Here is a 14,035-nt window from a genome sequence, read left to right on the forward strand (position 1 = left end):
CCCCAGGGCCCGACCCGGGCTCAGAGCAGGGCGTCGATGCGCTCCAGCACGTCGTCGATGGACTGCTCGATGCCGGGGTGGTCGTGCGGGGAGTGCAGCGTGAGCACCACGGTCGAGCCGGTGCCGTTCTCCTGCACCGTCAGCGCCCCGTGGTAGTCGCTCTCCCCCTGCGCGCCCCACTCGACGCGGCGGGCGGCGTCGTCGGTGCGGAACCACGCCTCGCCCTCCACCTCGCGCTCCGGCTGCCCGGGCGGGTCGATGACGGCGGTGGTGTCGACGGCGTCACCGTCGCCGACGGGGCGCGCCGAGGTGATCTGCGGGAAGTAGCGGGGCAGGTTCTCGACGTCGGACAGGAGTGCGTAGACGCGGTCCGCGTCGGTCTCCACCGGGTGCGAGCGCTCGTGGTCAGCCATGCTCGCCAGCGTGGGCGCCTCGGGCAGGAACTGCAGCACGAAGCCGCCCGCGCCGGACCTGCCCGCGCCGATGCTCGCCACGGCGGGCGACCCCCCGACCGGACCGGGCTGGGCCGCCGAGCTGAAGTGGGACGGCGTGCGCGCCGTCGCCCGGGTGCACGACGGCGAGGTGGTGCTGCACAGCCGCACCGGGCGTGCGGTGACGGGGACCTACCCGGAGGTGGTGGCTGCCCTGGCCGCGTCCGGGCTCGACGTGGTGCTCGACGGCGAGGTGGTCACGCTCGACGCGGCCGGCCGGCCGAGCTTCTCGCTGCTGCAGCAGCGGATGCACGTCGTCACCCCCACCCCGGACCTGGTGGCCGCGGTGCCCGTGTCGCTGCAGTGCTTCGACGTGCTCGCCGTCGACGGCCGCGCCACGACCGGGCTGCCGCTGCACGAGCGACGCGCGCTGCTCGACTCGCTCGGCCTCGCCGGGCCCGGCGTCACCGCGGCGCCCGCGTTCGACGGCGTCACCCCCGCCGAGCTGCTCGCCGCCGCCACCGAGCAGGGCCTCGAGGGGGTCGTGGCCAAGCGCCTCACCTCCCCCTACCGCCCGGGGGCGCGCTCGCGGGACTGGGTCAAGACCGCGGTCCGGCGCACCGCGGACGTGGTGGTCGGGGGGTGGACGGCGGGGCAGGGCTCGCGTGCGACCGCGTTCGGGGCGCTGCTGCTCGGGGCGCACGACGCGGCGGGCGGGCTGGTCTACCTCGGCCACGTCGGCACCGGCTTCACCGCAGCGCACCAGGCGGCGCTGCGCGAGCGGCTCGACACCCTGGCCCGGCCGACGAGCCCGTTCGCGGCCGTGCTGCCCGCTGCCCACCGCCGCGGCGCGCAGTGGGTCGAGCCCGTGCTGGTGGGGCAGGTCGAGCACCGCGAGCAGACCTCGGAGGGCCGGTTCCGCCACCCGTCGTGGCGCGGGCTGCGGCCCGACGTGTCCCCCGCCGAGGTGCTCCTGCCCGGCGCCGACCCCACCTGACCGGGGTCTCGACGCGGCCTTGCCCGCGGTTTACGTTCGGACGATGAGCCAGCCCGACGCGGGGCGCACCGGCGACGAGCCGGGCAGCAGCACCCCGGACCTGACGAAGCGGACGCAGGCGGCCCCGGCGGGCGACGCTACGACCCGCATCCCCCGGGCGCCGGGTGGCCCACCGGCCGGCCCACCGGCCGGGCAGGCCGGCCCCCCGCCCGGCTACGGCCCACCCCCGGGCTACGGACCACCTCCGGGGTACGGCGCGACCCCCGGCTACGGCCCGCCTCCCGGGTACGGCCCGCCCCCGGGCGTCCCGCCGCAGGGCCACCCGCAGCCGTACTCCGGCGCACCCGCCCCGGGGCACGGGCCCGGCACGGTCCCGGGCGTGCCCGACGGCCCCTACTCGCCGCTCGTCGGCCGGCCGCTCACCTCCGACGAGCGGACGTGGGCGATGCTCGCCCACCTCGGGGCGATCTTCGTCGGGTTCCTGGCCCCGCTGGTGATCATGCTGGTCAAGGGCCCGGAGTCGCGCTTCACCCGCGACCAGGCCGTCGAGTCGCTGAACTTCCAGATCACCGTGGCCATCGCCTACGTGGTGTCGTTCGTCCTGGTCCTGCTGGTCATCGGCATCCTGCTCCTCGTCGTCGTCGGCATCGCCCACCTGGTGCTCAGCATCCTGGGCGCGGTGGCGGCGAACCGGGGCGAGGCCTACCGCTACCCGGTCGCGATCCGGCTGGTCACCTGAGCAGTCACAGCAGGGCGGTGACGCCGAGCCCGAGCGCCCCCGCCGCCACGGCCGCCACCAGCTGGCCCAGGCCGACCCCGAGCGCGGCGCCGACCCGCCCCTGCTGGACGAGTCGGACGGTCTCGACGCTGGCCGTGCTGAACGTGGTGTAGCCGCCGCAGAAGCCGACGCCGAGCACGAGCCGCAGGTCGGCGGGGGCGTCGTGGTAGCGCACCAGGCCGACGAGGACGCCGAGCAGCAGCGAGCCGCTCACGTTCACGAGCACCGTCGCCCACGGCAGCGGACCGGGGCGGCGACGCTTGACCTCCCCGTCGACGACGAACCGGGCCACGGCGCCGAGACCGCCCGCGACGGCGAGCAGCAGCACCGTCACCGGACCTCCCCCTCGTCGTCGAGCAGACCCCCGGCCGCGGCACGGTGCCAGCGGTGACCCGCCGTCGCGGCCAGCACGCCGAGCAGGGCGGCGACGAACCCGACCACCACGCTGCCGAGGCCGTAGCCCAGCGCCACGCCGAGCGACCCCTCGCGGGCGAGCAGCAGGTCGACCTCGTCGGTGAGGCTGGAGTAGGTGGTGAAGCCGCCGAGGAACCCGGTGCCGGCCAGCAGCCGCAGCGCCCGGGCCCGAGGGCCCTCCTCACCGCGACGGGCCAGGGCCTCGAGCAGCGCCCCGAGCAGGAACGCGCCGACGGCGTTCACGGCGAACGTCCCGGTGGGCCAGCCCGACCCGCCCGTCGGCAGGGCCAGCGACAGCCCGTGGCGGGCGAGGCTGCCCACCGCCCCGCCGAGGGCGACCAGACCGACCAGCTCGACGCGCAAGTGGACCGGTCGTGGGTCCGTGACCACCGCTGCCCCCGTCCGTCGCGCGCCTGCTCGCCTGCCCGGCCCGAGCCTAGGTCCGGCCCGCGCGGGCGATCGCGACGAGGTCGCGGGCGGGCCCGGCGGGCGGCTCGGCCCCCGTGCGCCACACGGCCCGCAGCACGCGGTGCAGGTCGACCCCCGCCACGGCCACCGGGACCAGCCGGCCCAGCGCCAGGTCGTCGGCCACGGCCAGCGTGCTCAGCGCCCCCGGGGCCACGCCCGCGGCGACGGCCGCCCGCACGGCGGCCGCGCTGGCCAGCTCCATCGCCGGCGGCGCGAGCACCGTCCCGGTGGGCAGGTGGTCGGCCAGGGCGCGGGCGAGGGCGCGCCGCGTCCCCGAGCCGGCCTCGCGGGCCACGAGCGGGGTGGCGGCCAGCTCGGTCGCGGTCAGCGGCTCGGTCCGGGTGGCCCACGGGTGGTCCGGGTCGACGACGACGAGCAGCTGGTCGTGGCCGACGGTGCGGGCGCGCAGGCCGGCGGGCGCGTCGGGCCCCTCCACGAAGCCGACGTCCGCCTCCCCGGCGGTCACCGCGGCCGCCACCGCGTCGCTGTTCGTGGCGACGAGGGAGACCTCGGTGCCGAGCCGGGCGCGCAGCGCGACGAACCAGCGCGGGGCCAGGTGCTCGGCCACGGTGAGGCTGGCGGCCACCCGCAGGTGCGCGGCACGGTCGGAGCGCAGCGACCCGATCCCGGCGTCGAGCTCGCGGGCGGCGTCGACGACGGGCAGCGCCCAGCGGGCCACGAGCGCGCCCGCCGCCGTCAGCCGCGAGCCCTGCGGGGTGCGCACCAGCAGCGGCACCCCCACCTGCGCCTCCACGGCCTGCACCCGGGCCGACGCGGCCTGCTGGGAGATGCCGGCCTCGGCGCCGGCCGCCCCGATGCTGCCGGTGCGCTCCACCGCGAGCAGCAGCTGCAGGCCGGCCAGGTCGGGCACGTGGGGGCTCAGCACCGGCCCCCACACCCCCCGCCTGTCACAACCTGAGGTTGTACCCGGACAAGGACGGGCCGTCTACCGGGGACGCCGGGCCCGGCGCACCGTGGGGGGCATGACCGCGACCCTGGCCCGCCCCGCGACCACCGCCCCCGTCGTGCGCCGGCGGGTGCTCCCGGCGCTGGAGCGCCCCGGGCAGCTGCTCGAGCACATCACCCCGAACTGGTTCGCCTCGGTGATGGGCACGGGCATCGTCGCCAACGCGGCCGCCACGCTGCCGCTGGCCGTGCCCGGGCTGCACGTGTTCGCCCTCGTGGTGTGGGCGGTCGCGGCGACCGCGCTGGTGGCCCTCTCGGTCGCGTTCGCCGCGCACTGGCTGCGCCACCGCGAGAACGCCCGCGCCCACGGCCGCCACCCGGTGATGAGCCAGTTCTACGGCGCCCCGCCGATGGCGATGCTCACCGTCGGCGCCGGCACGCTGCTCCTCGGCAAGGACGTCATCGGCCTGCCCGCCGCGCTGGGCGTGGACTGGGTGCTGTGGACCGCGGGCACGCTCACCGGTCTCGCGACGAGCCTGTGGCTGCCTTACCGGATGATCGTCACCCACCCGAAGGAGACGGCGACCGCGCTGCCCGCGTGGCTCATGCCCGTCGTCCCGCCGATGGTGTCCGCCTCCACCGGTGCGCTGCTGCTGCCCCACGTGGCCGCCGGCCAGCCGCGGCTGACCCTGCTGCTGGCCTGCTACGCGATGTTCGGGCTCAGCCTGGTCATCGGGATGATGACGATGACGCTGGTCTACTCCCGGCTGGTGCACGGCGGCATGCCCGCCGTCGGCGCCGCCCCCACCGTGTGGATCTGCCTGGGCATGATCGGGCAGTCGATCACCGCGGTGAACCTGCTCGGCGCCGAGGCCGGGCTCGTGTTCTCCGGCCAGCAGGCCTCGCTCGCCACCGGCCTGCACGTGTTCGGCCTGGCCTACGGGATCGCCATGGGCGGCTTCGGGGTGCTGTTCTTCGCCCTCGCCACGCTGCTCACCGTGCACGCCGCCCGCCACGGCCTGGGCTTCTCGCTGACGTGGTGGAGCTTCACCTTCCCCGTCGGCACCTGCGTCACCGGGGCGACCGCGCTCGGCACCACGGCGGGCTCGACCGTCGTGCACGCCGTAGCCGTGTTCCTCTACGTGGTGCTGCTGGGCGCCTGGGCCACCGTGGCCGCGAACACCCTGCGGGGCACCGCGACCGGGCGGGTGTTCCTGCCCGCCTGAGCGCCTCAGCCGCGGCGGACGAGCCGTGGGTGGGGCCACCGCCCGTCCACCCCCCGCCCGTCGACCCCCCGCCGGGTCAGCACCGCCCCCGCCACCGCGAGCAGCACGGGGACCACCACCGGACCGCCCGCCCCGGTGAGCTCCACGGCGAGCACGACCGCCGTCAGGGGTGCCTCCAGCGCCGCGCCGAGCACCGCGGCGGCACCGACGAGGGCGACCGCCGCCACCGAGGTCCCCGGCCACAGCGCCGCCGCGCCCCGGCCCACGAGCAGGCCCAGCAGCGCCCCCACCGAGAACGTCGGGGTCAGCAGACCGCCGACGACGCCGGCCCGCAGGCACGCCGCGGTGGCCAGCGGCTTGGCCACCAGCAGGACGAGCACCACCGGCAGGCCGACCGCACCGTCGAGCGCGAGCTGCGCCGGGCCCTTGCCGTTGCCGAGCAGCTCGGGCAGCACGACGGCCACCCCGCCGAGCGCGGTGAGCACGACGACCGTCGCCACCGGCGCCCGCAGGCCCGTCGCCGGACGCGCCCGGGCCGCCGCCGCGAGGCGGGCGAACCCCAGGCCGACCACACCCGCCACCGGTCCGAGGAGCACGCCCACCACCAGCAGCCCGGGCGAGAGGTCCAACCCCGCCGCGGCGAACGCCGACCCGGTCCCCACCACCGGCCAGGCGACAACCGTGGCGAGGGCCGCCGTCACCACGGCCAGCACCACGTCGGCGGCGGCGGCGGAGACCAGCAGCACCTCGAGGGTGAAGACCGCCCCGGCGAGCGGCACGTCGTAGACCGCCGCGAGGCCGGCCCCCGCCCCGCACGCCGCCAGGGTGCGCTGCTCGCGGGCCCCCAGGCCGGTCCGCTCCGCCCACCAGCCGGCCGCCGCCGCTGCGACCTGCCGCGGGGCGTTCTCCCGACCCAACGACGCGCCGACCCCCACCGCGACGACCTGCAGCACCGCGTCGGCCACCGTCGCGGGCACGGGCAGCCGCCGCACCCGGCCCGCGAGGACGTCGGGGACGCCCGGGCGGGGCGCCGCACCGCGACGCAGCAGCCACCACCCGAGGGCCACGACGAGCCCGCCGACGGCCAGGGCCAGGACGCGGCGGGGTCCGCCGGCCCGGTCGACCCCCTCCTGGAAGCTGCCGTCGACGTAGCCGAACGCCGCGTGCTGCGCGAGGTGGAGCACGAGCGTCAGCGCCGCCCCCGCGACCCCCGCGGCCACCCCGGTGAGCAGGGCGGCCCCGCCGAGCCGGACGAGGGGCGGCGCGGTCACCGCAGCAGGCTCGCCGTCGTCGCGACGCAGAGCACCGTGATCGCCACCCCCAGCCCCACGACCACCGCGGGGCGCGGTCCCGGCGGGTCCCCGGCGGCGCCGAGCAGCGCCCGGCTGCGGGCCCGGCCGACGAGCGCGGTCACCACGGCGAGCGCGACGGCCGCCCCGGCGAGCACGAGCCCGCTCGGCCGGCCGTCGAGCTGCAGGTGACGCACCAGCACCAGCCCGCCGTTGCCGAGCAGCGCCAACGAGGTGCGGCTCCAGGCCAGCGCCGTCCGCTCGGCCTGCAGCCCGGCGGGCGCGGTCACCGACCGTCCCTCACCGCAGCGCACCCACCACGAGCAGCACGACCACGCCGACGGCCACGACCGCCAGCCCGGTGGCCAGCAGCCACACCACCCGCACCCGGGGCAGCGGCTCGCCGCGACGCATCGCCCGCTGCACCTGCCGCCACCGCAGCACCCCGCCCACGGAGGCGAGCACGCTGAGCAGCCCCAGCACCACCCCCACCGAGGTCCGGGCGCCGACGACGGAGAACTGCGGCACCAGCTGCACCACCGCCACCCCCGCGGCCAGCAGGGCCAGCGCGGTGCGCGCCCAGGCGAGGAAGGTGCGCTCGTTGGCCAGGGTGAAGCGGTAGTCCGGCTCCTGCTCCCCCGGCGGCGGGCCGGCCGCGTCAGCCACCCGCGGCGTCCGCGATGGAGCCGGCCTCGCGCGCCCCGGCCTCGAAGGCGCTGCAGCACGCGACGACCCAGGCGGCGACGCCGTCGGCCGAGCCGGTGGCGAAGCCGTCCGCCGCGGCCCGGTAGGCCTGCGGGCGGCGGTACCAGGCGACCTCCGGCACGGTCAGGTTGTGCACGTCCAGGCCCGTCGCCACCGCGACCAGGCGCGACGCGGCGCGGGCGACGACGCCGTCGGCGCTGCCGAACGGGGTGAGGGTGAGCAGCTCGCCGTGGACCACCGCGGCCAGCACCGCGGCGGGGACCGTGGTCCCGCCGGTGACGAGCTGGCCCAGCAGGTCCAGCCGGGCGCCGACCTCGGCGTCGGCGCGCGGGCGGCCCAGGGCGTCCGGGTCGGCCAGGTCGGCGGCGGCCTGCAGGTGCAGCCGGGCCAGCACCTGCAGCGGGGCCCGGCGCCAGGTGGCGACGACCCCGTCGAGGTACTCCCCGTCCAGCGCCCCGGCCACCCGCAGCGCGCCCGCCAGCACCGGGTCCTCGACCTCGGCGGTCAGCTCCACCGCGCCGCCGTCGACCGCGGCCGAGGAGCGCCCCGCCCGCACGGCCGCCTCCGCGGCGTTCGCCGGCCAGCCGCGCCGGTTGGCCGGGTGGCGGTGCACCGCGTCGATCGCCGCCCGCGCCTGCTCCGCCGCCCCCCGCACCCCCGGCAGGTCCAGCAGGGGGGCGAGCGGGTCGGGGCTGGTCACGCCCGCACCGTACCGAGCCCCCGGACGGGGCCGTCCCACCCAGCCCGACCGGTCGGCGCGCGCCGGACGCCGGTCGGCGCGCAACGTCGACGCAACGTCTTTGCGGTGTGACGTGCGACGCATAGGTTCGGTCCCATGAGCGACGACGAGAAGACCGTCTACGAACCCACCGACGAGTTCCGCTCCCAGGCCAACGCGGGCCCCGAGCTCCAGCAGTCCGCCGACGCCGACCGGGAGGCCTTCTGGGCGGAGCAGGCGAACCGGCTGCACTGGCACGAGCCCTTCGAGCAGGTGCTCGACTGGACCGAGGCCCCGGTGGCGAAGTGGTTCGTCGGCGGCAAGCTCAACGTCGCGTACAACTGCGTCGACCGCCACGTCGAGGCCGGCCACGGCGACCGGGTGGCGCTGCACTGGGAGGGCGAGCCCGGCGACAGCCGCGACGTCACCTACTCCGACCTGCTGGCCCTGGTCAGCCAGGCCGCCAATTACTTCACCGAGATCGGGCTGGTGGCCGGCGACCGCGTCGCCATCTACATGCCGATGATCCCCGAGGCCGTCGCCACCATGCTGGCCTGCGCCCGGCTCGGGCTGACCCACTCCGTGGTGTTCGCGGGGTTCTCCGCCACCGCGCTGCGCCAGCGCGTCGACGACGCGTCCGCCCGCCTCGTCGTCACCACCGACGCGCAGTGGCGCCGCGGCAAGCCCGCCCCGCTCAAGTCCATCGTGGACGAGGCCGTCGACGGCGCCGAGTCCGTGGAACACGTCCTCGTCGTCAAGCGGGTCGGCGACGCCGAGGGCGCCCCCGAGCTGGCCTGGAACGACCGCGACGTGTGGTGGCACGAGACGGTGGCCCAGGCGTCGGAGGAGCACACCTGCGAGGCGTTCGACTCCGAGCACCCGCTGTTCGTGCTCTACACCTCGGGCACCACCGGCAAGCCGAAGGGGATCGTCCACACCTCGGGCGGCTACCTCACCCAGACCAGCTACACCCACCACTACGTCTTCGACCACAAGGCCGGCCAGGACGTCTACTGGTGCACCGCGGACATCGGCTGGGTCACCGGCCACAGCTACATCGTCTACGGCCCGCTGAGCAACGGCGTGACCCAGGTGCTCTACGAGGGCACCCCCAACGCGCCCGACGAGCACCGCCACTTCCAGATCGTCGAGAAGTACGGGGTGTCGATCTACTACACCTCGCCGACCCTGGTGCGGACGTTCATGAAGTGGGGCCGGGAGATCCCCGACGCCCACGACCTGAGCTCGCTGCGGGTGCTCGGCTCCGTCGGCGAGCCCATCAACCCCGAGGCGTGGCGCTGGTTCCACGAGGTGCTCGGCGGCGGGCGCTGCCCCATCGTCGACACCTGGTGGCAGACCGAGACCGGCGCGATGATGATCGCCCCGCTGCCCGGGCTGACGGCGTGCAAGCCGGGCTCGGCCATGGCCACGCTGCCCGGCATCTCCGCGGCCATCGTGGACGAGGAGGCGAACGTCCTCGACACCTCCGCGGGCGGGGAGGTGCAGGGGTACCTGGTGCTCGACCAGCCGTGGCCGTCGATGCTGCGCGGCATCTGGGGCGACATGGAGCGGTACAAGGACACCTACTGGTCGCGCTACGCCGAGCAGGGCTGGTACTTCGCCGGGGACGGCGCCAAGTACGACGAGGACGGCGCGATCTGGCTGCTCGGCCGCGTGGACGACGTCATGAACGTCTCCGGGCACCGCATCTCCACCACCGAGGTCGAGTCGTCCCTGGTCGGGCACCCGTCGGTGGCCGAGGCCGCCGTGGTGGGCGCGTCCGACGAGACCACCGGGCAGGGCATCGTCGCGTTCGTCATCCTGCGCGGGTCGGCGACCGACGGCGGCGAGGACATGGTGGCCGAGTTGCGCAACCACGTGGCCAAGGACATCGGGCCCATCGCCAAGCCGCGCCAGGTGCTCGTGGTGCCGGAGCTGCCCAAGACCCGTTCAGGCAAGATCATGCGCCGCCTGCTGCGCGACGTGGCCGAGAACCGCGAGGTCGGCGACGTCTCCACGCTGGCCGACTCGACGGTCATGGACCTGATCAGCTCGGGCCTGGGGAAGGGCGACAGCAAGGACTGACCCGGCCGCCCCCGCCGCCGTTGGAGTGCCAGTGGTCGCCATCCGCGCCGGACGGCCGCAGATGGCACTCCAACGGCCGCGCGGGGTGGGCCGGGTGCGGCCGCGCGCGCTGCGGCGACCACCCGTGGCACGATGACGCGCGCACGGCCCCGTACGAGCCCGCACGACCCGCGTGACGACGACTGATGGCGAGGACCCCAGGTGAGCAGCACCACCGACCACACCCACCGTGACGGGGTGCCCACCACCGTGGCGTCCATCCCGCTGACCGACGTCGACGCCCGGATGGCCGGGCAGGGCAGCATCGGCGCGCTGGTCAAGGACGCGACCACGCAGGTGTCGACGCTGGTGCGCGCCGAGGTCGAGCTGGCCAAGTCCGAGATCACCGCCGAGGTGAAGAAGGGCGTCCGCGGCGGCATCTTCTTCGCCGCCGCCGGGGTCGTCGGGCTGTTCAGCCTGTTCTTCCTCTTCTTCACCATCGCCGAGGTGCTCGACCTGTTCCTGCCGCGCTGGGTGGCCTTCGGCATCGTGTTCCTCGCCATGCTGCTGGTCGCCGGGGTCGCCGCCTTCCTCGGCTACCGCAAGGTCAAGACGCTGGGCAAGCCGGAGAAGACCATCGACGCGGTGAAGGACAACGCCAAGGTCCTGCCGCGCTCGAGCTAGGCCCGCGGTGCCGGGGAGCCGCGCGCCCGACCCGTCGAGCGTCCGGGTCGACGGGCCCTGGACGCACCGCGACGTCCACGCCAACGGAATCCGCCACCACGTCGCCGAGATCGACGGCGGCGGCCCGCTGGTGCTGCTGCTGCACGGCTTTCCCGAGTTCTGGTGGAGCTGGAGCGCGCTCATGCCCGCCCTGGCCGAGGCCGGCGCCCGGGTGGTGGCCGTCGACCTGCGCGGCTACGGCGACACCGACAAGCCGCCGCGCGGGTACGACGGTTGGACGCTGAGCGGGGACGTGTCCGGGCTGGTCCGGGCGCTCGGCGAGACCGACGCGGTCGTCGTCGGGGCCGACTGGGGCGGGCTCATCGGCTGGGCCACCGCCGCCCTGCACCCCCGCGTCGTGCGCGGGCTCGTCGTCGTCGGCGCACCCCACCCCGTCACGCTGCGCCGCACCATCCGCCGCGACCCGCGCCACCAGGGCCGTGCGCTGCGCGGCGCCGTCGGGTTCCAGCTGCCGTGGCGCCCCGAGCGCCGCCTCGTCGCCGACGGGGCCGCGGCCGTGGAGGACGTGCTGCGCGCCTGGTCCGGTCCCGGCTGGCGGCAGCAGCCGTCGTTCGCCCGCGTGGCCCGGCGCGACGCCGACGCGTTCCGCATCCCGGGGGTGGTGCACTCGGCCATGGAGTACTACCGCTGGGCGGTGCGCAGCCAGGTCCGCGCCGAGGGCCACCGCTTCGCCACCGACGCCTCGCGCCCCGTCGAGGTGCCCGTGGTGGCCGTGCACGGCGAGCTCGACCCGGTGCTGCTGCTGGGCACCACCCGGCGCTCGGCCGCGTTCGCGCCCGCGATGGAGCTGCGCGCGCTGCCGGGGGTGGGGCACTTCCCGCACCACGAGGCCCCGGACGCGGTGCACGGCGCCGTGCTCGACGTGCTGCGCGGCGGCTGAGCCCGGCTCAGGCGGTGCAGCTGCCGGTGCTCACCTGGGTGGACAGCCCGGGCGCGGCGGCGACCTCGTCGGACACCTCGCCGGCGGTGAGGACGAACCCCGTCTCCGGGTCGTCGATGGAGGCCCCGAAGACCACGCCGAGGACCTGGCCGTCGGCGTCGACGAGCGGGCCGCCGGAGTTGCCGCTGCGCACCTGGCCGCGGACGGTGTAGACGTCGCGGACCACGGTCGAGGACTCGTAGATGTCCGGCCCGCGCAGCGAGATGTCCTCCCGCACCCGGGCGGGGCTGGCCGTGTACGGGCCGTCGAGCGGGTAGCCCAGCACCACCGCGGACTCCCCGGCGGTGGCCGGGTCGGGGGCGAAGGCCAGTGCGGGGGCGGTGAGGCCGGGGACGTCGAGCACGGCGAGGTCGGTCGACGGGTCGTAGAGCACCACCCGGCCGGGCAGCGTGCCGTCGTCCGACTCCACCGCGACCTCGGTGGTGCCGGCGACGACGTGGGCGTTGGTGACGACCCGCTCCGGGGCCACGACGAACCCGCTGCCCTCCAGGCCCCGCTGGCACGACGGCGCCACCCCCCGGACCTTGAGCACGCTGCTGCGCGCGCCCTCGACCAGCGCGGAGGACTGCAGGGCCGGGTCCGGCGCGGCGACCTCGGCCACCGGCGTGCGGCCGAACGGGCCCAGCACGTCGGGCAGGCCGGAGGTGTCGAAGAGGTTGCCGAGCTCGGCGGGCAGCTGCTGGGCCTGGACCGGGAGCAGGCCGTCCACCGAGCCCAGCACCCGCGAGCTGCGGATCTCCGCGGCCAGGCCCACCGAGGCCGCCGAGGACAGCGGGATCGCGACGAGCCACGCGGCGACGAGCACGGCCAGCGCCTGCACGACCGAGCCGAGTGCGCTGTCCGCGGTGCGCAGCGCGGGCAGCCGCATGTGCCCGCGGACCGCGCGGCCGAGCACCACCCCGACCGTCTCGCCGAGGACGACCAGGCCGATGACGACGGCCAGGCCGACCGCGAGGCGGGTGACCTCGCCGCTGACCAGCCCGACGACCGACGGGGCCACCCGCACCCCGACCACCGCACCGAGGACGACGCCGGCGAACGCGAGCACGGAGGTCACCGAGCCCTGCCGCCAGCCGGAGAGGGCGGCGAGCACGACGAGCGCCAGCACCACCAGGTCGACGACGTTCACGACGCGGCCCCCTCGGCCGGGGCGGTCACGGCCGTGCTGGTGTCGTGCGGGTCGGGGCTCGAGGGCCGCGGCGGCACGGGGGGCTCGGGCAGGCCGAACTCCGCGAAGTCCCGGGTGCGGCGGGTGTCCCACGGCCGCTCCCAGCCGGCCAGCCGCAGCATCGTGGCCAGCAGCCCCCCGGTGAAGCCCCAGATCAGCAGGTCGTCGACCGCGAACGCCGGCGCGACGTAGCCGGACGGGTGGGTCAGCCGGAACCGGTTGGCCGGGTCGAGCAGGTCGGCGAGCCGCACCCGGGCGACCCGCGCCGACTCCCCCGTGTCGACCACGCGGACCGGGCTCTCGGTGCGCCAGTACGCCAGGACGGGGCTGACCCGGAAGTGCGACGGCGGCAGGAACAGCTCCGGCAGCACGGCCAGCGGCTCCACCCCGGCGGGGTCGAGGCCGGTCTCCTCCTGCGCCTCGCGCAGGGCGGCGGCCACGGGCCCGTCGTCGCCCGGGTCCAGCGCACCCCCGGGGAACGCCACCTGCCCGGAGTGCGAGCGCAGCGTGGCGGCCCGCTCGAGCAGCAGCACGTCCACGTCGTCCACCCCGGCCCCGGGGTCCGCGGGCCCGGCCAGCAGCACCAGCACCGCAGCCGGTCGTGCGTCCGGCGGCGGTGCGGGGACCCGGCTGAGCTGGGCGGGGGTGACGCCGGCGAGCGCGTCGAGCAGCGGGGTGAGGAAGTCGGGCACCGGCGGGGCGTCCGGGTCGTCGCGGCGCAGCAGGGTGGTCACGTGCGCACCCCGAGGCCGTCGGCGACCGCGGTGGCCACCTCGTCGGCGGTGGTGAACGGCTGCGGCAGCACGGCCGCGACCGTGCCGTCGGCGCGCAGCAGGATCGTCGTCGGCAGCACCTGGGGCGCCCCGACCAGTGCGGCGACCCGGCCGTCGGCGTCCTGCACCCCGGGCAGCCGCACGCCGTAGTCGGTCAGCCGGGAGAGCGCACCGCCCGCGTCGGGGTCGGCGTGCACCGTGAGCACCGTGACCCGGTCGCCGGCGCGGGCCGCGAAGTCCTGCACCGCGGGCAGCTCGGCGGCACACGGCCCGCACCACCAGGCCCACACGTTGAGCAGCACCGGCCGCCCGGCCAGCGCGGTGCCGAGGTCGACGGGGCTGCCGTCGGCCAGGCACGGCAGCGTCAGCCCGGCCAGCGGGCCGCGCGAGGCGCCCGCCCCCGGTGCGGGCGCC

The 14,035-nt window shown here is 76.7% G+C and carries 17 protein-coding genes; 6 read left to right on the plus strand and 11 right to left on the minus strand.

The annotated features are described in order from the left end of the window. Positions 1-20: 20 nt before the first annotated feature. Complete coding sequence (locus ACYVOF_RS18340) at positions 21-413, minus strand: SRPBCC family protein (RefSeq protein ID WP_460869055.1); 393 nt, start codon at positions 411-413, stop codon at positions 21-23. Between ACYVOF_RS18340 and ligD the strand changes: the two genes are divergently transcribed. Next, a complete protein-coding gene (gene ligD, locus ACYVOF_RS18345) occupies positions 412-1,428 on the plus strand; it encodes a non-homologous end-joining DNA ligase (protein WP_460869057.1) in 1,017 nt (338 codons plus the stop codon). The two genes, ACYVOF_RS18340 and ligD, sit on opposite strands and share 2 nt — an antisense overlap. 43 nt (positions 1,429-1,471) lie before the next feature. Beyond that, positions 1,472-2,167: a DUF4870 domain-containing protein gene (locus ACYVOF_RS18350; RefSeq protein ID WP_460869059.1), complete on the plus strand. Its 696-nt coding sequence runs from the start codon at positions 1,472-1,474 to the stop codon at positions 2,165-2,167. A gap of 4 nt (positions 2,168-2,171) precedes the next feature. Here the strand turns inward: ACYVOF_RS18350 and crcB are convergent, their stop codons facing one another. From crcB to ACYVOF_RS18365, 3 genes are all read right to left on the minus strand, one after another. Beyond that, positions 2,172-2,540 (minus strand): fluoride efflux transporter CrcB, encoded by a 369-nt coding sequence (crcB, locus tag ACYVOF_RS18355; protein WP_460869060.1) that lies wholly within the window; start codon positions 2,538-2,540, stop codon positions 2,172-2,174. After that, positions 2,537-2,983: a fluoride efflux transporter FluC gene (locus ACYVOF_RS18360; protein WP_460869062.1), complete on the minus strand. Its 447-nt coding sequence runs from the start codon at positions 2,981-2,983 to the stop codon at positions 2,537-2,539. The genes crcB and ACYVOF_RS18360 overlap by 4 nt, the downstream gene beginning before the upstream one ends. A 73-nt stretch (positions 2,984-3,056) precedes the next feature. Next, on the minus strand, positions 3,057-3,974 hold the full coding sequence (locus ACYVOF_RS18365; RefSeq protein ID WP_460869064.1) for a LysR family transcriptional regulator: 918 nt from the start codon (positions 3,972-3,974) through the stop codon (positions 3,057-3,059). Positions 3,975-4,071: 97 nt separating this feature from the next. On the opposite strand from ACYVOF_RS18365, the gene ACYVOF_RS18370 reads away from it, so the two are divergent. Then, a complete protein-coding gene (locus ACYVOF_RS18370) occupies positions 4,072-5,220 on the plus strand; it encodes a TDT family transporter (protein ID WP_460869065.1) in 1,149 nt (382 codons plus the stop codon). Positions 5,221-5,225: 5 nt separating this feature from the next. Here the strand turns inward: ACYVOF_RS18370 and ACYVOF_RS18375 are convergent, their stop codons facing one another. From ACYVOF_RS18375 to ACYVOF_RS18390, 4 genes are read right to left on the minus strand one after another with little or no spacing between them, the layout of a single operon-like run. Then, the gene (locus ACYVOF_RS18375) at positions 5,226-6,491 is read right to left on the minus strand and encodes a chloride channel protein (RefSeq protein ID WP_460869067.1); all 1,266 of its coding nucleotides are present in this window, start codon (positions 6,489-6,491) and stop codon (positions 5,226-5,228) included. After that, positions 6,488-6,799 carry a DUF202 domain-containing protein gene (locus ACYVOF_RS18380; protein ID WP_460869069.1) on the minus strand — a complete coding sequence of 104 codons (312 nt, stop codon included), beginning with the start codon at positions 6,797-6,799 and terminating at the stop codon, positions 6,488-6,490. The genes ACYVOF_RS18375 and ACYVOF_RS18380 overlap by 4 nt, the downstream gene beginning before the upstream one ends. Before the next feature lie 10 nt (positions 6,800-6,809). Continuing rightward, entirely contained in the window at positions 6,810-7,175 is a 366-nt protein-coding gene (locus tag ACYVOF_RS18385; protein ID WP_460869071.1) for a YidH family protein, read from the minus strand. After that, positions 7,168-7,914 carry an oxidoreductase gene (locus ACYVOF_RS18390; protein ID WP_460869073.1) on the minus strand — a complete coding sequence of 249 codons (747 nt, stop codon included), beginning with the start codon at positions 7,912-7,914 and terminating at the stop codon, positions 7,168-7,170. Before ACYVOF_RS18390 ends, ACYVOF_RS18385 begins: the two co-directional genes overlap by 8 nt. 135 nt (positions 7,915-8,049) lie before the next feature. Here ACYVOF_RS18390 and acs point away from each other — a divergent pair, with 135 nt between their 5' ends. From acs to ACYVOF_RS18405, 3 genes are all read left to right on the plus strand, one after another. Then, positions 8,050-10,017, plus strand: a complete 1,968-nt coding sequence (gene acs / locus ACYVOF_RS18395; protein WP_460869074.1) for an acetate--CoA ligase — start codon at positions 8,050-8,052, stop codon at positions 10,015-10,017. A 201-nt stretch (positions 10,018-10,218) separates the two neighbouring features. Next, positions 10,219-10,680 carry a phage holin family protein gene (locus ACYVOF_RS18400; RefSeq protein ID WP_460869076.1) on the plus strand — a complete coding sequence of 154 codons (462 nt, stop codon included), beginning with the start codon at positions 10,219-10,221 and terminating at the stop codon, positions 10,678-10,680. Between the two features lie 7 nt (positions 10,681-10,687). Continuing rightward, positions 10,688-11,620, plus strand: coding sequence for an alpha/beta fold hydrolase (locus ACYVOF_RS18405; protein WP_460869078.1), 933 nt, complete (start codon positions 10,688-10,690; stop codon positions 11,618-11,620). Positions 11,621-11,627: 7 nt separating this feature from the next. Here ACYVOF_RS18405 and ACYVOF_RS18410 read toward each other — a convergent pair whose 3' ends face one another. The 3 genes from ACYVOF_RS18410 to ACYVOF_RS18420 all read right to left on the minus strand — a co-directional run. Further along, entirely contained in the window at positions 11,628-12,809 is a 1,182-nt protein-coding gene (locus ACYVOF_RS18410) for a MarP family serine protease (RefSeq protein WP_460869080.1), read from the minus strand. Next, on the minus strand, positions 12,806-13,582 hold the full coding sequence (locus ACYVOF_RS18415; RefSeq protein WP_460869082.1) for an NUDIX hydrolase: 777 nt from the start codon (positions 13,580-13,582) through the stop codon (positions 12,806-12,808). The genes ACYVOF_RS18410 and ACYVOF_RS18415 overlap by 4 nt, the downstream gene beginning before the upstream one ends. Then, the coding region (locus ACYVOF_RS18420) for a TlpA family protein disulfide reductase (RefSeq protein WP_460869084.1) at positions 13,579-14,035 on the minus strand (457 nt) is incomplete at its 5' end. The genes ACYVOF_RS18415 and ACYVOF_RS18420, both read right to left, overlap by 4 nt.

The organism is Rhodococcus aerolatus, assembly GCF_054783215.1.